At 66.4% G+C, this 16611-nt stretch carries 17 protein-coding genes; 11 read left to right on the top strand and 6 right to left on the bottom strand.

Annotated elements, in window-relative coordinates; genetic code table 11:
* Nucleotides 1–14: 14 nt before the first annotated feature.
* The 4 genes from cydB to purT form a co-directional block, all read right to left on the bottom strand.
* Complete coding sequence (cydB, locus tag ABE485_RS18940) at nt 15–1169, bottom strand: cytochrome d ubiquinol oxidase subunit II (protein WP_346516808.1); 1155 nt, start codon at nt 1167–1169, stop codon at nt 15–17.
* 14 nt (nt 1170–1183) lie between these two features.
* Entirely contained in the window at nt 1184–2758 is a 1575-nt protein-coding gene (locus tag ABE485_RS18935) for a cytochrome ubiquinol oxidase subunit I (RefSeq protein WP_346516807.1), read from the bottom strand.
* A gap of 126 nt (nt 2759–2884) precedes the next feature.
* Nucleotides 2885–3430 (bottom strand): GbsR/MarR family transcriptional regulator, encoded by a 546-nt coding sequence (locus ABE485_RS18930; protein WP_346516806.1) that lies wholly within the window; start codon nt 3428–3430, stop codon nt 2885–2887.
* 380 nt (nt 3431–3810) lie between these two features.
* Nucleotides 3811–5028, bottom strand: a complete 1218-nt coding sequence (gene purT, locus ABE485_RS18925; RefSeq protein WP_346516805.1) for a formate-dependent phosphoribosylglycinamide formyltransferase — start codon at nt 5026–5028, stop codon at nt 3811–3813.
* Between the two features lie 103 nt (nt 5029–5131).
* Here purT and ABE485_RS18920 point away from each other — a divergent pair, with 103 nt between their 5' ends.
* The 9 genes from ABE485_RS18920 to ABE485_RS18880 all read left to right on the top strand — a co-directional run bounded on the left by ABE485_RS18920 (nt 5132) and on the right by ABE485_RS18880 (nt 12674).
* A complete protein-coding gene (locus ABE485_RS18920) occupies nt 5132–6121 on the top strand; it encodes a KpsF/GutQ family sugar-phosphate isomerase (RefSeq protein ID WP_346516804.1) in 990 nt (329 codons plus the stop codon).
* Nucleotides 6118–6726, top strand: coding sequence for a KdsC family phosphatase (locus ABE485_RS18915; protein WP_346516803.1), 609 nt, complete (start codon nt 6118–6120; stop codon nt 6724–6726). Before ABE485_RS18920 ends, ABE485_RS18915 begins: the two co-directional genes overlap by 4 nt.
* Before the next feature lie 37 nt (nt 6727–6763).
* A complete protein-coding gene (gene lptC / locus ABE485_RS18910; RefSeq protein WP_346516802.1) occupies nt 6764–7396 on the top strand; it encodes an LPS export ABC transporter periplasmic protein LptC in 633 nt (210 codons plus the stop codon).
* On the top strand, nt 7393–8022 hold the full coding sequence (lptA, locus tag ABE485_RS18905; protein WP_008166853.1) for a lipopolysaccharide transport periplasmic protein LptA: 630 nt from the start codon (nt 7393–7395) through the stop codon (nt 8020–8022). Before lptC ends, lptA begins: the two co-directional genes overlap by 4 nt.
* Before the next feature lie 33 nt (nt 8023–8055).
* On the top strand, nt 8056–8850 hold the full coding sequence (gene lptB, locus ABE485_RS18900; protein ID WP_346516801.1) for an LPS export ABC transporter ATP-binding protein: 795 nt from the start codon (nt 8056–8058) through the stop codon (nt 8848–8850).
* 220 nt (nt 8851–9070) lie between these two features.
* Nucleotides 9071–9409, top strand: coding sequence for a ribosome hibernation-promoting factor, HPF/YfiA family (gene hpf, locus ABE485_RS18895; RefSeq protein WP_006216296.1), 339 nt, complete (start codon nt 9071–9073; stop codon nt 9407–9409).
* A 337-nt stretch (nt 9410–9746) separates the two neighbouring features.
* Nucleotides 9747–10202, top strand: a complete 456-nt coding sequence (locus ABE485_RS18890; protein ID WP_008166851.1) for a PTS sugar transporter subunit IIA — start codon at nt 9747–9749, stop codon at nt 10200–10202.
* A gap of 20 nt (nt 10203–10222) precedes the next feature.
* Complete coding sequence (gene hprK / locus ABE485_RS18885; RefSeq protein WP_008166849.1) at nt 10223–11149, top strand: HPr(Ser) kinase/phosphatase; 927 nt, start codon at nt 10223–10225, stop codon at nt 11147–11149.
* A gap of 25 nt (nt 11150–11174) precedes the next feature.
* Nucleotides 11175–12674 carry a PLP-dependent aminotransferase family protein gene (locus tag ABE485_RS18880; protein WP_346516800.1) on the top strand — a complete coding sequence of 500 codons (1500 nt, stop codon included), beginning with the start codon at nt 11175–11177 and terminating at the stop codon, nt 12672–12674.
* On the opposite strand, the gene ABE485_RS18875 is transcribed toward ABE485_RS18880, so the two are convergent.
* Together ABE485_RS18875 and ABE485_RS18870 are read right to left on the bottom strand one after the other, a co-directional pair.
* Nucleotides 12671–13951 carry a c-type cytochrome gene (locus ABE485_RS18875; protein WP_346516799.1) on the bottom strand — a complete coding sequence of 427 codons (1281 nt, stop codon included), beginning with the start codon at nt 13949–13951 and terminating at the stop codon, nt 12671–12673. The two genes, ABE485_RS18880 and ABE485_RS18875, sit on opposite strands and share 4 nt — an antisense overlap.
* Before the next feature lie 12 nt (nt 13952–13963).
* Nucleotides 13964–14722: a c-type cytochrome gene (locus ABE485_RS18870; protein ID WP_430795443.1), complete on the bottom strand. Its 759-nt coding sequence runs from the start codon at nt 14720–14722 to the stop codon at nt 13964–13966.
* 185 nt (nt 14723–14907) lie between these two features.
* Between ABE485_RS18870 and rapZ the strand changes: the two genes are divergently transcribed.
* Nucleotides 14908–15780, top strand: coding sequence for an RNase adapter RapZ (rapZ, locus tag ABE485_RS18865; RefSeq protein ID WP_171667525.1), 873 nt, complete (start codon nt 14908–14910; stop codon nt 15778–15780).
* A partial coding sequence (locus ABE485_RS18860) for a septal ring lytic transglycosylase RlpA family protein (RefSeq protein WP_346516797.1) occupies nt 15777–16611 on the top strand: 835 nt, incomplete at its 3' end. The genes rapZ and ABE485_RS18860, both read left to right, overlap by 4 nt.

The raw sequence follows: 16611 nt of genomic DNA, 5'->3' as shown, positions 1-16611 counted from the left end.
TGGAGGCTCCTTAATCAGTACGAGTTGGGCGTGTCGCCCACCGAATCATGGGTGACCTTGCCGCGCATGACGCGATACACCCAGCCGGTGTAGACCGTCACGATAGGCAGGAAGACGGCGACCGCGATCACCATGATCCACAGCGTCAGGTGGCTGGAGGATCCGTCCCAGACCGTCAGGCCGGCCTTGGGATTTGTCGACGACGGCATGATGAACGGAAAGAGCGAGAAGCCCACCGTCAGGATGACGCCGGCGATCGACACCGAGGACGACAGGAACGCCAGCATGTTCGCGCGCACGCTCAGCAGCAGGGCCACCAGCACGGCGCCCGCCACGCCCAGTGCGGGCGCGATCCACATCAGGGGCCACTTCGCGTAATTGGCCATCCACGCGCCGGTCTGCACCGATACCGCCTTGAGCATCGGGTCGGACGGACCGGCCATGTCCACCGCGCTGGTGATCGTGTGGCCGGGCACGCCGCCCGCCACCCAGAAGCCGCCGGCAATGAACAGCGCCGCCGTGAGCAAGGCGCTCAGCCGCCCCCAGTTGCGTGCCCGCGACGAGATGGGGTCTTCCGTGCGCCAGGCCAGCAGCACGGCGCCATGCATGGCCAGCATCACCACGCTCAGCACGCCCGCCAGCAGCGCGAACGGCATGAACAGCTGGAAGAAGTGGCCTTCATAGATCGGCCGCAGCGATTCCGCGTCGAACGTGAAAGGAACGCCCAGGATGATGTTGCCCATGGCCACGCCGAACACCAGCGACGCCACCACGCCCGAGAAGCACAGGACGGCGTCCCAGCGGTTGCGCCAGCGCGTGCCTTCCATCTTGCTGCGGTACTTGAACCCGACGGGGCGCAGGATCAGCGCGATCAGCACCAGCATCATCGCCAGGTAGAACCCGGAGAAAGAGGCCGCATAGAGCAAGGGCCAGGCGGCGAAAATCGCGCCGCCCGCGGTGATGAGCCAGACCTGGTTGCCTTCCCAGACCGGCCCCACCACGTTGATCACGATGCGCCGCTCGGCGTCGGTCTTGGCCACCACCGGCAACAGCGCGGCGACGCCCAGGTCGAAGCCGTCCATGACGGCAAAGCCGATGAGCAAGGCGCCCAGCAGCACCCACCACACCACGCGCAGGGTGCCGTAGTCGAAAGGAATAAGGGTATCCATCTGCGTCTCTCCCCTCAGGCGCGCACGGCGGCGTGGACAGGATCGGCGGCGGCATTGCCCGGCGCCGGCCCATCGGATTTCGGTCCGGCCTTGATGGCATGCAGCATGACCTTCACGCCGATGATCAGCAGGATCGTGTACAGCACCAGGAAGATCGTCAGGCTGACGACCAGGTCCGTCATCGTCAGGCCCGATGCCGCGTAGTACGTGGGCAGCACGCCTTCGATCACCCAGGGCTGGCGGCCGTACTCGGCCACGAACCAGCCGCTTTCAATGGCGATCCAGGGCAGAGGCAGGCTCCATACCGCCACCTTGAGCAAGCCGGGACGGCTGTCCAGGCGGCCGCGCGAGGCCAGCCAGAATGCCACGCCAAAGAACAGGATCAGGTACATGCCCACGGCCACCATGATGCGGAACGCCCAGAACAGCGGCGCCACGGTGGGCACGGTGTCCAGCGCGGCCTGCTTGATGTCGGCCTCGGTGACCTTGCTGATGTCGGACTGGTGGCGCTTGACCAGCAAGGCGTAACCCAGGTCGGGCCAGGTCTTGTCGAACACCATGCGCGCGTCCACGTCCTTCGGATTGGCGCGAATCTTCTGCAGGGCCTCGTAGGCGACGAGGCCATCGCGGATGCGGTTCTCGGCGCGCAGGACCAGGTCATTGATGCCCAGCAGCGGCGTGGTGAGCGAACGCGTGCCGATGATGCCCATGACGTAGGGGATCTCGATCGCGAAGTCGTTCCTGCGTTCCGCCTGGTTCGGGATGGCGATCAGGTTGAAGGAAGCGGGCGCGGGCTCGGTCTCCCACATGGATTCCATGGCCGCGATCTTCATCTTCTGGTGTTCGGTGGTGAGGTAGCCGCTTTCATCTCCCAGCACGACGACCGACAGGGCGCCAGCCAGGCCGAAGCTGGCCGCCACCGCCATGGACCGCTTGGCCAGGTCGATGTGACGTCCCCGCAGCAGGTACCAGGCGCTGATCGACATGACGAACATGGCGCCGGCGACGTAGCCCGCGCTGACCGTATGCACGAACTTGGCCTGCGCGACGGGGTTGAAGATGACCGCCGCGAAGTCGGTCATTTCCATCCGCATCGTATCGGGATTGAAGATCGCGCCCACCGGATTCTGCATCCAGCCGTTGGCGATCAGGATCCACAGCGCCGAGAAGTTGGTGCCGAACGCCACCAGCCAGGTCACCACCAGGTGGCTGACCTTGGACATGCGGTTCCAGCCAAAGAAGAACAGGCCGACGAAGGTGGCTTCCAGGAAGAAGGCCATCAGCCCTTCGAGCGCCAGCGGCGCGCCGAAGATGTCGCCCACATAGTGGCTGTAATAAGACCAGTTCATGCCGAACTGGAATTCCATCACCACGCCGGTGGCGACACCCAGCGCGAAGTTGATGCCGAACAGCGTGCCCCAGAACATGGTCATCTTCTTCCAGATGGGGCGGCCGGTCATGACGTACACGCTTTCCATGATGGCCAGCATGAACGACAGGCCAAGCGTGAGAGGGACGAACAGGAAGTGATAGAGCGCGGTCGCGGCGAACTGGAACCGCGACAGGTTCACGACGTCGAGATCAATCATTGGGCTGCTCCCAAAGCGTTGACGCGCCGCGGCAACCGGCATGGTTCCCAGGCCGTCTCTCGCGCCATGTTAGGGGCGTTGCATACAACTTCATAGAGGTTTCCTGAAAAATCGAGGTGGAGCCCTTCAGCCCTTGCCCCGCAATTTGCCGGCAAAACCCAGCACCTTCTGAACCTTTGAACCCAGTTTCATCAGGCTCTGCAGGGTTTCGGGCGGCAGTCGTTGAACCTCATCGAACCACCCGGTGGACAGTTCGATGAGCTCCAGCATTTCGGTCATTCGTTGTTGTGCGTAAGCCTCGTCGGGACCCGACGGCGGCTCCAGCAGGGTGTCGCGCAGAAGGGTGAGCGTGGGGTCGACTTCGCGCTTGCGCTTTTCTTCCATCAGGATGCGGAAGATCTCCCAGACGTCCTTGGGGGTCTCGAAATAGTCGCGGCGGTCGCCCACCTGGTGCACCAGCTTGACCAGGCGCCACGATTGCAGCTCTTTGAGCCCCAGGCTGACGTTGGAGCGCGAAAAACCCAGCGCCTCGGCGATGTCGTCGGCGTTGAGCGGCTTGGGTGCGAGGAACAGCAGGGCGTAGATCTGGCCGACGGTGCGGTTCACGCCCCAACGGCTGCCCATTTCGCCAAAGTGAAGGACGAAACGTTCGTTTTGGGGGGAAAGCGCCATGATGAGTCAGCCAACAGGTAAGACGGCGGGGGCTGACCGAAACAGACAGTTACCCTGCTTTCAGAAATTTCTGAAATTATCGAACAAACGATGAGAAAGCGCAAACCACACTGGGGGCAGGGGCAAGGGCGCAAGCCTCGGCGATTCCGGCGTCAGGCAGCCCAAAATAGCCGTCGAACGTGACAGGGATACAACACAAATCGGGTGAAGGCCGCCCTCCCGCGCAGGCGTCGCGTGCGCCGCGCGACGTCCAAAGCGAGGCGTTGCGCCGGGGCGGCCCATGGCAAAAACGCCACCGGCCTGACGGCGGGTGGCGTTTATTGGGGCAAATGCGGGGACTGGCGGGTATCAGACCCGCCGGGGCGCGTCCTGCGAGGGAATCAGCCCGCCTTGACGGTAACGGCGGCGGACACGCGCTTGGCCTTGGCGCGGGCGGCGGCGACGTCCTCGGCGACGGCCAGGCCCACGCCCATGCGGCGCTTCACGAAGGATTCGGGCTTGCCGAAGAGGCGGATGTCGGTGCCGGGTTCGGCCAGGGCTTCGGCGACGTTGTGGAACGACACCGCGCCGGCGTCCACGCCTCCATAGATGACGCTGCTGGCGCCCGGCTGGCGCAGGCTGGGGTCCACGGGCAGCCCAAGCAGGGCGCGCGCGTGCAGTTCGAATTCATTCTGCGCCTGGGTGATCATGGTGACCATGCCGGTGTCGTGCGGACGCGGGCTGACTTCCGAGAACCAGACCTGGTCGCCGGCCACGAAGAGTTCGACGCCGAAGATGCCCAGCCCGCCCAGTTCGGACGTGACGGCCAGCGCGATGTCCCGCGCGCGCTGGAGCGCGGCGGGCGACATCGGATGGGGCTGCCAGCTTTCGACGTAGTCGCCGTCGACCTGCTTGTGGCCGATGGGTTCGCAGTAGCGGGTCTCGACCTGGCCGTCCGCGCCCCGTGCGCGCACGGTCAGCAGCGTGATTTCGTAGTCGAAGCGGATGAAGCCCTCGACGATGGCGCGGCCGCCCCCCACCCGGCCGCCTTCCTGGGCGTAGCGCCAGGCCGCAACGAGGTCGTCGGCGCTCTTGATTACGGACTGGCCCTTGCCCGACGAGGACATGACGGGCTTGATGACGCAGGGATAGCCGATGCCGCCGTCGATGGCCTGGCGCAATTCTTCCTCGGTGTCGACGAAGCTGTAGGGCGACGTGGGCAGTCCCAGGGTTTCGGCCGCCAGCCGGCGGATGCCCTCGCGATTCATGGTCAACTGGGCCGCGCGGGCGGTGGGCGTGACCCGTGCCACGCCCGCGGCTTCGAGTTCGACCAGCAAACTCGTGGCAATGGCCTCGATTTCGGGGACAATAACGTGCGGCTGCTCTTGTTCGATGATTTTGCGCAGGGCCTGCGGGTCCGTCATCGAGACCACATGCGCCCGATGCGCGACCTGATGGCCCGGCGCGTCGGCGTAGCGGTCCACCGCAATGACTTCCACGCCCAGCCGCTGCAGGGCAATGATGACCTCTTTGCCCAGTTCCCCGGACCCGAGCAACATGACGCGGGTAGCCAGGGGGGAAAGTGGCGTGCCAAGGACGGGGCTGGAAATGCTGGACATGGAGCGGGCCTGGAAAGGAAGTTTGAAAGCCGTTGAAAGACTCGCCAGCATGCCATACCCCCCTGCCCGGGGCAAACCAGCATACTGATATTAAAATCCGCCCATGACCGACCATCCCACCACATCGTCCGGCACCGCGCTGGCATCTGCGCGCAGAACGCTACAAATTGAAAGCCAGGGCCTGCAGGACCTGTCCGCCCGGCTGGACGACTCCTTCACCCAGGTCGTGGACCTGCTGCTCGCCTGCCGCGGCCGCGTGGTCGTGAGTGGCATCGGAAAAACGGGACACATCGCCCGCAAGATCGCCGCGACGCTGGCCTCCACCGGCACACCCGCGTTCTTCGTGCACGCAGCGGAAGCCGTCCACGGCGACCTGGGGATGATCACCCGCGACGACGTGCTCATCGCCATTTCCTATTCAGGCGCCGGCGAGGAACTCCTGACCATCCTGCCCGTGGTGCGCCGCATGGGCGCCGGGCTGGTCGCCATCACCGGCAATCCGCAGTCCGAACTGGCCCGGCAGGCCGATATCCACCTGGACGCCAGCGTGGCCCAGGAAGCTTGCCCGCTGAACCTGGCGCCCACCGCCAGCACCACCGCCGCCCTGGCCCTGGGCGACGCCCTGGCCGTGGCCTGCCTGGAAGCCCGCGGGTTCGGCCCGCAGGACTTCGCCCGCTCGCATCCGGGCGGCGCGCTAGGCCGCCGGCTGCTGACCCACGTGCGCGACGTCATGCGCCAGGGCGACGCGCTGCCGATCGTCATGGTGGACACCCCGGTGTCCCAGGCGCTGGAGGTCATGTCGGCCAAGGGCATGGGAATGACAGTCGTGACCGACGCCCAGCATCGCCCGCTGGGCATCTTTACCGACGGCGACCTGCGCCGCCTGATCGCCCGGCACGGCGATATCCGCAGTCTGACGGTCGAATCCGGCATGACGCGGTCGCCCCGCAGCATCAGCCCCGACGCGCTTGCCGTCGAAGCCGCCCGGCAAATGGACGAACAGCGGCTCAATCACATGCTGGTGATGGACAATGACGGCGCGCTGCTGGGCGCCTTGCATATGCATGATCTGATGGCCGCTAAAGTGGTATGACTATGACTCTTTCTGCTTCCGTGACTCACCCGGCCGAAGCGCTGGTGCTTGCCCGTATCCCCTCCACCGTGCGCGAGCGCGCCGCGGCCGTGCGCCTGATGGTTTTCGACGTGGACGGCGTGCTGACCGACGGCAGCCTCTACTACGGCGAAAGCGGCGAATTGCAAAAGCGCTTCAATGCCCTCGATGGCCACGGACTGCGGCTCCTGATGGAAGGCGGACTGAAGGTGGCCCTGATTACCGGCCGATCCGGCCCCATCGTCGCGCGCCGCGCGGCCGAGCTGGGCATTGCCGAGGTCATCCAGGGCGTGCGCGACAAAGGCGGCGCCCTGACCGAACTTGCGCAGCGATCCGGTGTCCAACTGAACCAGACCGGCTACATGGGCGATGACATCATCGACCTGCCGGCCATGCAGCGCGCGGGCTTCGCGGCCAGCGTGCCGAACGCGCCCGGCTACGTAAGCCAGGCGGCCCACTGGGTATCCACCCACCCGGGCGGCAATGGCGCCGTTCGCGAATGCTGCGATCTCCTGCTGGCCTCGCAAGGACGCCTGGGCGCGTTCCTGGCCGCGCCGGGGCTGTTGGGCCCCGGGGCCATCCAATGACTGCCCCGTCAATGAATACGCCCTTGCGGCGAACCCGATGAAAGAACGCTTTCCCTCACTGATTGCGCTGTTCCTGCTGCTGGTGCTGGTCACCAGCTCCTGGTGGGCGGCCGATTACGCGCAGCGGGCCATCCAGGTGGACCCGCCGCGCCGCGTCACCCATGAAATGGACGCCTGGTCCCGCAACTTCGTGATGCTGCGCACCGATCCCACCGGCAAGCCCATCAACCGGCTGGAAGGCGAGTACGTCGAGCACTTCCCGGACGACGACTCGTACCACATCACCGCGCCGCGCGCCGTGGGCCAGCGCGAAACCAATCCCATCACGGTGGCCGTGTCCAAGACGGCCGTCATGGAACAGGGCGGCAAGCGCATCGTCATGGACGGCGACGCCCATGTGCTGCGCCAGCCCGACGCCGAAAACGACATGCTGGACGTGCGCAGCCAGCAACTGATCATCCTGCCCGACGACGACGTCGTCTTCACCGACCTGCCCGCGGTCGTCCTCAAGGGACGTTCGCGCATGACGGGCAAGGGCATGCACTACAACAACAAGACGCGCCAATTGCAGGTTTCGGCATCGACCGACGTGGAAATTGCCGGTTCGGAAGGCAAACAGCAGCGCCGCACCGAAATTCCAGCCAACAACACAGACCAGAAAAAACCATGACCGACCTCCGGACTCTCCTCGCCCCGACGACTCGCCTGATCGGCGCCGTCCTGCTGACGGCCTCGGCGCTTGCGCCGGCTTATGCGGCGGACCCGGCGCCCAAGGCGGCCACGCCGGCCGAAGAGCCCAGCACGCTGATCCTGTCGGACACCCTGCACTATGACGACGTGAAGAAGCAAAGCGTCTTCACGGGCAACGTCAATCTCACGCGCGGCCTGATGACCCTGTCCTCGGACACGCTGCAGATGAACGAAGACGCAAAGGGCAACCAGTACGGCACGGCCACGGCCAACAAGGGCAAGGTGGTCACCATCCGCCAGGAACGCCCCGAGACCTTCGAACTCATCGAAGGCAAGGGCCTGCGCGCCGAATATGACGGCACCAACAGCACCTTCGACCTGATCGGCCAGGCCGTCGTGGTCCGCTACGTCTGTGGGAAACCGTTCGATACCATTCGGGGCGAACGGGTACGCTACAACGAGAAGACCGGCACCTACGAAGCCCAGGGCGGCCCCAACTCTGCCGCAGCGGGCGGTCGGGTGCGTTCGGTCGCGGAACCGCGCGCCAAGGCCGACGCGGCCGTCGCCGAATGCCGCAAGCAGCAGGCCGCCAAGAAAGGGCGCTGAAGCGCTCCCCATGCAACACCACTCGCAGCCACGATGAACCAACCCTCAGTGCCGACCCCAGTGACCTCCGCCCCTTCGGGCGTCAAGCAGGGCAGCCTGCGCGCAACCGGCCTGCGCAAGACCTATAACGGCCGGACCGTCGTGCAGGATGTGTCCCTGTCCGTGGTCAGCGGCGAAGTCGTCGGCCTGCTGGGCCCCAACGGCGCGGGCAAGACCACCAGCTTCTACATGATCGTGGGCCTGGTGCCCGCGGACGCCGGCCGCATCGAAATCGATGGCTCCGTCATCACCTCGATGCCGATCCACAAGCGCGCACGCATGGGCCTGTCGTACCTGCCGCAGGACGCCTCCGTGTTCCGCCGCCTGACGGTCGAACAGAACATCCGCGCGGTCCTGGAACTGCAAGTGGGGCCGGATGGCCGCACCCTGTCTACCGCCAAGATCAATGAGCAGATGGAGTCCCTGCTGGAAGAGCTCCAGATCGGGCACATCCGCAGCAACGCCGCGATTTCGCTGTCGGGCGGCGAACGGCGCCGCGTGGAGATCGCGCGGGCGCTGGCCACCAGCCCGCGCTTCATCCTGCTGGACGAACCCTTTGCCGGCGTGGATCCCATCGCCGTCATCGAGATCCAGCGCATCGTGCGCTTCCTGAAGGGCCGCGGCATCGGCGTGCTGATCACCGACCACAACGTGCGCGAAACACTGGGCATCTGCGACCGCGCCTACATCATCAGCGAAGGCAAGGTGCTGACGGACGGCCACCCCGAGGACATCGTGGGCGATCCCGCCGTGCGCCGCGTCTATCTCGGCGAACACTTCCGCATGTAACAGCCCCTGGGGAAGACCCCTAGGGCGCCCCTGGGCATTCGCGCATACGCCCTAGGTGCTCAGCCATAAAAATGCCATGTACTTGCGGTAGGTCAGCTTGTTTTATCGGCCTGAGTCTATACACTAGTACTAAACGAACCTGCTTATTGAAGGAGAACGCCTAACGAATCCATCGCGCCTTTTGCGCAACCTTTTTCCTCTTTTAGAAGGAGAGCACACTATGAACCTGAGCATCTGCGGTCGTCACCTCGACGTCACCCCGGCAATCCGGGAATATGTCATGAACAAACTGGCGCGAGTGCTGCGGCATTTCGATCACGTCATCGATACCCAGGTCATGCTCTCGGTAGAGCCCCTGCGGCATAGAGCCGAAATCACCATGCGTCTAAGCGGCAAAGACATTCATTGTGAAGCAACCGATGAAAACCTCTATGCAGCCATCGACCTTCTTGCTGACAAAGTCGACCGTCAGGTCATCAAGCACAAGGACAAGGTAAGAAGTCACTCAGCGGAGTCCGTGAAGCGGCAAGCGGCGAGCCTCTCGCCACCCCAGCAGTAACGCGCCTCATGACCGCTCGCCCTGAGAGACGAGCCAGACAGCGATCGCTCGATCCTGCCTAAGTCCCGGTGTCCCGCTAGACCTCGCGTCCAGCCGGGGCATCGGCAAACTCCCTCCCGTAGTTCCCATCCCCATCCGCTCCTGTCTCCGGCCCGCGCCGGCGGATTCGCGTTTTCCCCTGCAATAGCGCCATCTGTCCGGCTACCGCCGACGGAATGCCCACAACGAGGCGCTATCGGTCTATGCTGTCGCTCTGCCGCCCCCCTTGGCGCCGCCCCGCCGGGCTGCCCCGGAAGGCCGATTATTGCAGTGCGTCATATACCCATATAATGATCCGATGAATCATTTGTCGCGCATCCTACCCGCCGGCAACGTCGTGCTCGATATGCTCGCAACGAGCAAGAAACGTGCGTTCGAACAAGCCGGCCTGCTTTTTGAAAACAACCATGGCTTGGCGCGCGCGCTCGTGTTCGACAGCCTGTTCGCCCGTGAACGCCTGGGCTCCACTGCCCTCGGGCAGGGCGTGGCCGTTCCGCACGGCCGCGTGAAGGGTCTGGAGCAGGCGTTGGCGGCATTCATCCGCCTGGCCCAGCCCATCCCCTTCGACGCCCCCGACGGACAGCCCGTATCGATGCTGCTTTGCCTGCTCGTGCCGGAAACGGCCACCCAGCAGCATCTGGACATCCTGGCCGAACTCGCCCAGCTCATGTCCAACAAGGCGTTGCGCGAGGCCCTGGCCACCGAGCCCGATCCGGCCATCGTCCACAAGATGCTCACGACCGGCAAACTCTGAATCCACGCGGAAACGCTGCCATGCTCACGGTGCAGGAACTCGTCGACGACAACGCCGACAAAATCCCCTTTAACTGGATATCGGGCCAAGGCGCGGCAGACCGCGCAATTCCCGATGACGGCATGGCGGCGGCCGACCTGGTCGGCCACCTGAACCTTATCCACCCGTCGCGCATCCAGGTGTTCGGGCAGGAAGAACTGGCGTACTACACGCGCTTCGACCTGCGCCGCCGCATGCACCACATGGACGAGCTGCTGATCGGCGGCGTCCCCGCGATCCTCCTGGCCGACGGCCTGACGCCGCCCCAGGACCTGATCGACCAGTGCGACCAGCACCAGGTGCCGCTCCTGTCCACCCCGGTCGCCGCCGCGCAGCTCATTGACCTGCTGCGCATCTACCTGGGCAAGAAGCTCGCGCCCACGACCACCGTCCACGGCGTGTTCCTGGACGTGCTGGGACTGGGCGTGCTGATCACCGGCGAATCGGGCCTGGGCAAGAGCGAACTGGCGCTGGAGCTGATCTCGCGCGGACACGGCCTGGTGGCCGACGACGCCGTGGAGTTCTCGCGCACCGCCCCCAACATGATCGAAGGCCACTGTCCGCAACTGCTGCAGAACCTGCTGGAAGTGCGCGGCCTGGGCCTGCTCGACATCCGCACCATCTTCGGCGAAACCTCGGTGCGCCGGAAGATGCGGCTCAAGCTCATCGTGCACCTGGTCCGCGCCACGGCCCAGGACAAGTTTGAGCGCCTGCCGCTGCAGGACATCACCCAGGACATGCTGGGCCTGCCCGTGCGCAAGGTGATGCTGCAGGTGGCCGCGGGCCGCAACCTGGCCGTGCTGGTCGAAGCGGCGGTGCGCAACACGATACTCAAGCTGCGCGGCATCGACACGCTTGGCGAATTCATGGAACGCCAGGCCATGGCGATCCTCCAAAGCAGCAAATGACCCCGCATCGTCGCCCTGCGGCATCGTGAGCCTTTACGAGACCCTGGCCGACGAGATCGCCAAGTCGATCGCAACCGGCGTGCTGCGCGCCGGCGACAAGCTGCCCTCGGTGCGCGACGCCTGCTCGGCGCGAGGGGTCAGCCCCTCTACCGTATTCCAGGCCTATTACCTGCTCGAGGCCCGCGGACTCGTCCGCGCGCAGCCGCGATCGGGCTACTACGTCAACGCGCCGGCCGAGTCGCTGCCGCCCGAGCCCGGCGCCTCCTGCCCCGATGGCGAATCGACGGAACTCGCGATCAGCGAGCGCATCTTCGACATCCTGGACTCCGTCCGCAACCGCGACGTCGTGCCGCTGGGCTCGGCCTTCCCGTCTGCGCTCTTGTTTCCGCTGCCCCGGCTGGCGCAGGCCATGGCCGCGCATCTCAAGCGTCAGGATCCGCGCGATACGGTCGACGACCTGGCGCCCGGCAATCCGCGGTTGCGCAGGCAGATCGCGCTACGCTATCTGATCGGCGGCATCAATCTTTCCGCCAACGACATCGTCGTCACCAACGGCGCGCTCGAGGCCCTGAACCTGTGCCTGCAGGCGGTCACGCAGCCGGGCGACACGGTCATCGTCGAGGCGCCCACGTTCTACGGCGCCTTGCAGGCGCTGGAAAGACTGGGGCTGAAGGCGCTGGAAGTGCCGACTCATCCGCGCACCGGCATCGACCTGGCCGCGATGGAAGCGGCCATCGAGCGCCATGCGCCACGCGCCTGCTGGCTGATGACGCAGTTCCAGAATCCGCTGGGCAGCCTGATGCCCGACGAAAAGAAGCGGCAGCTGGTCGAGTTGCTTGCGCGGCATGACATCCCCCTGATCGAGGACGACGTCTACGGCGAGCTGTACTTCGGACCCGCGCGGCCGGTTCCCGCCAAGGCGTACGACACGCGTGGACTCGTGTTGCATTGCTCGTCGTTCTCGAAGTGCCTGGCGCCCGGCTACCGGATCGGCTGGGCCAGCGCGGGGCGCTACGCGCAGCGCGTGCAGCGCCTGAAACTGTCGTCCACGTTGTCCGCATCCGGGCCGGCGCAGGGCGCGATCGCCGAATACCTGGAACAGGGCGGCTACGACCGCCATCTGCGCCGGCTGCGCGAAACGCTGCAGACGCAGCAGGAACGCATGGCCGATGCCATCGCGCATGAGTTTCCCGCCGGCACGCGGGTGACGCGCCCGCAAGGCGGTTTTTTCCTGTGGCTGGAACTGCCTGCGGCCGTCGACGCCCTGGCGTTGCACCGCCAGGCGCTGGCGCGCGGCATCAGCGTTGCGCCCGGCCCGATCTTTTCCGCCAGCGGGCAGTTTGCCAGCGCGCTGCGCCTGAACTACGGACACCCCTGGGACGCCAGGACCGAATCCGCCATCCGCGTGCTGGGCGAACTGGCTCGCGAAGCCTGTTCCCCTGCGGCCCGCGCGCGCCAGCGCGACGGCGCCTTGCGCGGAACCCAGAGCCAGCCAACGCCACGGGCTCCCGCGCGCGGCACTTAGTTCAGCGTCGACGAGGCGCGTGCGCGCTTGACCTCAAGGGGCGTCACGCCGCCCGCCTGGTTGCCCCAGCTGCCGCGGATGAAGGACACCAGCATTGCGATGTCGTTATCGTTGAGCACCTGCCCGAACGGCGGCATGCCATGGGGCCGCGGATTCGCGGCGGTGGCCGGGGCATAGCCGCCGTCAAGCACCATGCGAATGGCGTTCACCGGCGAAGGCGCCGTCACGCTGGGATTGCCCGCCAGCGCGGGCCATGCCGATCCGCTGCCCTTGCCATCTTCCTGGTGGCATTGCGCGCACTGCTGCCGATAGATCTTGCCGCCCAGCTCCATGGCCGCCGGGACACCCCCGGCGCTTGTGGCGTCGGCGGCCGGCGTGGCAGGCAGGGACTTGATATAGACGCCGATGGCGAGCGCATCCTCGTCGCTCAGGTGCTGGGTGCTGCCCAGCACGACCTCCGCCATGGGACCGCTGACGGTCGAATGCCCGGAGATGCCGGTCTTGAGCAAGGTGGCGATGTCCTGCGCCGTCCAGCGGCCCATGCCCGTGCCCATGTCGTTGGTGAGCGGCGGCGCATACCAGTCCAGCACCGGGATCAGACCGCCGGCCAGCGCGTCCGACGTGCGCGTCGCGCCAAGGCTGTTGCGCGGCGTGTGGCAGGCGGCGCAATGGCCCAGGCCCTCTACCAGGTAGCGGCCGCGATTCCACTGCACCGACTGGCCGGGGTCGGGCTCCTGCACGCCCGGCTTGAAGTACAGGGCGCGCCATGCAGCCAGCAAGGCGCGCTGGTTGTACGGAAAGTCCAGCTCCGGCGCCCGGTTGGGCTGGCTGACGGGCGCAACGCTGCGCAGATAGGCGAACAGCGCATCGGAGTCGCTGCGCGTGACGCGCGTGTACTCGGTGTACGGGAAGGCCGGATACAGCAGCGTGCCATCCCGGGACTTGCCGTTGTGCAGCGCCTGCCAGAAATCGTCGGCCGTCCATGCGCCGATCCCGGTCTCGGTGTCGGGCGTGATGTTCGGCCCGTAGACCGTGCCGAACGGCGTGGGGATGGGCGTGCCGCCCGCCAGCGCCTTGCCGCCCCGGCTGGTGTGGCAGGCCATGCAATTGCCCGCCAGCGCCAGATAGCGTCCGCGTTCGATCAAGGCCGCGCCATCGGCCGCGGCCGCGACCGGACCGGTGGTGGGATCGTCGCGCGTGCCCAGCCAATACAGGCCGCCGGTTGCCACGACCGCCAGCAGCAGCAGAATCCCCAGGACTTTCTTCATGAGCTTCATCCTGCCCTCTGCTTAGCGTTGCGCCTGGCTGCCGCATTCCGCGGGCAGGCGGAGCGAATCCGCGGCGGCCGGCGCATAGGGCTCGGCGACGGGTTGCGACGACAGCCACGCCGCGAGGGCAGCGATGTCGGTGGGGGTGAGCTTGTGGGAAATGTCGGCCATGCAGTCCGGCGCGGCCGCGCGGCGCAGGCCGCTTTTCCAGCTTCCGATCTGCGCGCTGATGTAGTCGCGGGGCAGGCCGAGCAGGCCCGGAATGGCCGGCAGCATGCCGCTCAGGGACGCGCCGTGACAGGACGCGCAGGCAGGCAGGCCGCGCGCGGCGTCGCCGTCCACGGCCAGCCGACGGCCCGCTTCCAGCGTGGCGGCGGACACGTCCGCGCGCAACGGCGCGGGATACGGCACGTGCTGCTCGGAAAAGAATGCGGCCATCTCATGCAGATAGCCGTCGGGCAGGCCCGCCAGCAGGTGCGCCATGGGCCGGTATTGCCGCCGACCGTCGCGGAAATTCAGCAACTGGTGATAAAGGTAGTCCTGCGGCTTGCCAGCCAGCCGGGGGTAGTAGCCGTCGGCCCCCGCCCTGCCCTGCGCGCCATGGCAGGCCGTACAGGCGGCGACGCGCGCGGCCATGGTGTCCGGCTGCAGGACCTGCGCGGGGCTTGGCTGAGCCAGCGCCGGCGTCGCCATAAAGGCAACAGTTGCGGCGGCAAACCACCTGGAGATTGCCCAAAACCGCGGCAGTGAAACACTACGAAAGGAAATGAGGGCTAACATCTAGGTCGAATTCCAATCCCCCGAATCGCATGACGGCGGGGCGCGTAAAGTGAATCTGCACAGTATCCGGCCCCAAGCTTACGTCAGGGCGCGCAGACGGGTACAGGCGCAGATCCCGAGTTTATGGCCATATCAGATGCTATCCCGCCGGCATCGTCCTGGAAAAGCGTGCCACAATCATGTCCATGTTGAAAGTCGTCCTCGTCACCGGCATTTCCGGTTCCGGCAAATCCGTCGCGCTGCGCATGCTCGAGGACGCAAGCTATACCTGTGTCGACAATCTGCCGGTCCGTTTCCTGACCGAATTCATCGCCAACGCCCGCGATGACGGCATGGAGCGCGTGGCGGTCGCCATCGATGTCCGGTCCCCCGGCGAACTTGCCGAACTGCCCGACGTGGTCACCGCGCTGCGCGCCATGGGCACCAGCCTGCGCGTGGTCTTCCTGGACGCCAGCACCGCGACGCTGGTGCAGCGGTATTCCGAATCCCGCCGCCGCCATCCGCTGACCGATCGCCTGCAGCGCGGCGGCACGGCGCCGTCGCTGACCGACTGCATCGCCCTCGAACGGGAACTGCTTGCGCCGCTGCGTGAGCAGGAACACGTCATCGATACCTCGGACCTGACGCCGGGCCAGCTGCGCGCCTGGATACGCGACCTGATCAAGGCCGATCGGGCGCCGCTGGTGCTCACCTTCGAATCCTTCGCGTACAAGCGCGGTGTTCCCGGCGATGCCGACCTGGTGTTCGACGTGCGCTGCCTGCCCAATCCCCACTACGACCGCAACCTGCGCCCGCTGACGGGCCGCGACGAGCCCGTCGCCACCTGGCTGGCGGGGTACGAACAGGTGGGCCAGATGATCGACGACATCGCCGGTTTCCTGAACCGCTGGCTGCCGCAGTACACGCAGGACACGCGCAACTACCTGACGGTGGCCATCGGCTGCACCGGCGGCCAGCACCGTTCGGTCTATGTGGTCGAACAGCTGGCGCTGCGGTTTGCCGACCACGACCCCCTGCTGGTGCGCCATCGCACCCAACTGCCCGACGAATCCGCATGACGCTTTCCCGCCCCCTACACCTCATCCTCCTGGTGCTGCTGGCCATTGCCGTGGCTGGCTGCTCTTCCACCGGCGGACGCAAAAAGGGCGGCGGTTACTACAAGGACGACGGGCCGGACGACAATCCCCCGTCCAACCTGGACCAGGTTCCGGACGCGGTGCCCAAGCTGGAGCCCTACGCCAGCGGCGCGAACCGGCCCTATGTCGTGTTCGGCCAGCGCTACGTTCCCGACACCAGCGGGCAACCCTACAAGAAACGCGGCACCGCGTCGTGGTACGGCAAGAAATTCCACGGCAACTCGACGTCCATCGGCGAACCCTACGACATGTACGCCATGACGGCCGCCCACACCACGCTGCCGATTCCCAGCTACGCGCGCGTCACCAGCATGGTCAACGGCAAGACGATCGTCGTGCGGGTGAACGACCGCGGCCCGTTTCACAGCGACCGCATCATGGACTTGTCCTACGTGGCGGCCTACAAGCTGGGCATCATCGGCCCGGGCAGCGGCCAGGTGGTGGTCGAGGCCATCCCGCAGGACGAAATCCGCCGCCTGGCCTCGCAGGGCGCGCCCGCCGCGCCCGAACCCGAGCCCGCTTCGGCGATCGGCTCCACGCCCGTGCAGGCGCCCGTGGCCGCCGTCCCCGTGGCGCTCGCGGCCCAGCCGCCGGTCGCGCCCGCGCCGGGCACGGCTCCGGTCCGCCAGGCGCCCCTGGGCCCCGGCGGCCGCGTCTATGTGGAGGTGGGCGCGTTGAGCCAGCCGGGCAACGCGCAGTCGCGGGGGAGCCGCATCCACACGCCATTGAGCGCCGAAAGCGCGCCGCCCGCGG

Origin of the sequence: Achromobacter spanius, from assembly GCF_039673305.1 — a bacterium.
In the GTDB taxonomy this organism is placed as follows: domain Bacteria; phylum Pseudomonadota; class Gammaproteobacteria; order Burkholderiales; family Burkholderiaceae_B; genus Achromobacter; species Achromobacter spanius_F.
This window is presented reverse-complemented; position numbering and strand designations above follow the sequence as displayed.

Bases quoted from the DNA above. Each gene is read 5' to 3' on its own strand.
- cydB (WP_346516808.1), bottom strand. From the start codon at position 1,169: ATGGATACCCTTATTCCTTTCGACTACGGCACCCTGCGCGTGGTGTGG.
- ABE485_RS18935 (WP_346516807.1), bottom strand. From the start codon at position 2,758: ATGATTGATCTCGACGTCGTGAACCTGTCGCGGTTCCAGTTCGCCGCG.
- ABE485_RS18930 (WP_346516806.1), bottom strand. From the start codon at position 3,430: ATGGCGCTTTCCCCCCAAAACGAACGTTTCGTCCTTCACTTTGGCGAA.
- purT (WP_346516805.1), bottom strand. From the start codon at position 5,028: ATGTCCAGCATTTCCAGCCCCGTCCTTGGCACGCCACTTTCCCCCCTG.
- ABE485_RS18920 (WP_346516804.1), top strand. From the start codon at position 5,132: ATGACCGACCATCCCACCACATCGTCCGGCACCGCGCTGGCATCTGCG.
- ABE485_RS18915 (WP_346516803.1), top strand. From the start codon at position 6,118: ATGACTATGACTCTTTCTGCTTCCGTGACTCACCCGGCCGAAGCGCTG.
- lptC (WP_346516802.1), top strand. From the start codon at position 6,764: ATGAAAGAACGCTTTCCCTCACTGATTGCGCTGTTCCTGCTGCTGGTG.
- lptA (WP_008166853.1), top strand. From the start codon at position 7,393: ATGACCGACCTCCGGACTCTCCTCGCCCCGACGACTCGCCTGATCGGC.
- lptB (WP_346516801.1), top strand. From the start codon at position 8,056: ATGAACCAACCCTCAGTGCCGACCCCAGTGACCTCCGCCCCTTCGGGC.
- hpf (WP_006216296.1), top strand. From the start codon at position 9,071: ATGAACCTGAGCATCTGCGGTCGTCACCTCGACGTCACCCCGGCAATC.
- ABE485_RS18890 (WP_008166851.1), top strand. From the start codon at position 9,747: ATGAATCATTTGTCGCGCATCCTACCCGCCGGCAACGTCGTGCTCGAT.
- hprK (WP_008166849.1), top strand. From the start codon at position 10,223: ATGCTCACGGTGCAGGAACTCGTCGACGACAACGCCGACAAAATCCCC.
- ABE485_RS18875 (WP_346516799.1), bottom strand. From the start codon at position 13,951: ATGAAGCTCATGAAGAAAGTCCTGGGGATTCTGCTGCTGCTGGCGGTC.
- ABE485_RS18870 (WP_430795443.1), bottom strand. From the start codon at position 14,722: ATGTTAGCCCTCATTTCCTTTCGTAGTGTTTCACTGCCGCGGTTTTGG.
- rapZ (WP_171667525.1), top strand. From the start codon at position 14,908: ATGTTGAAAGTCGTCCTCGTCACCGGCATTTCCGGTTCCGGCAAATCC.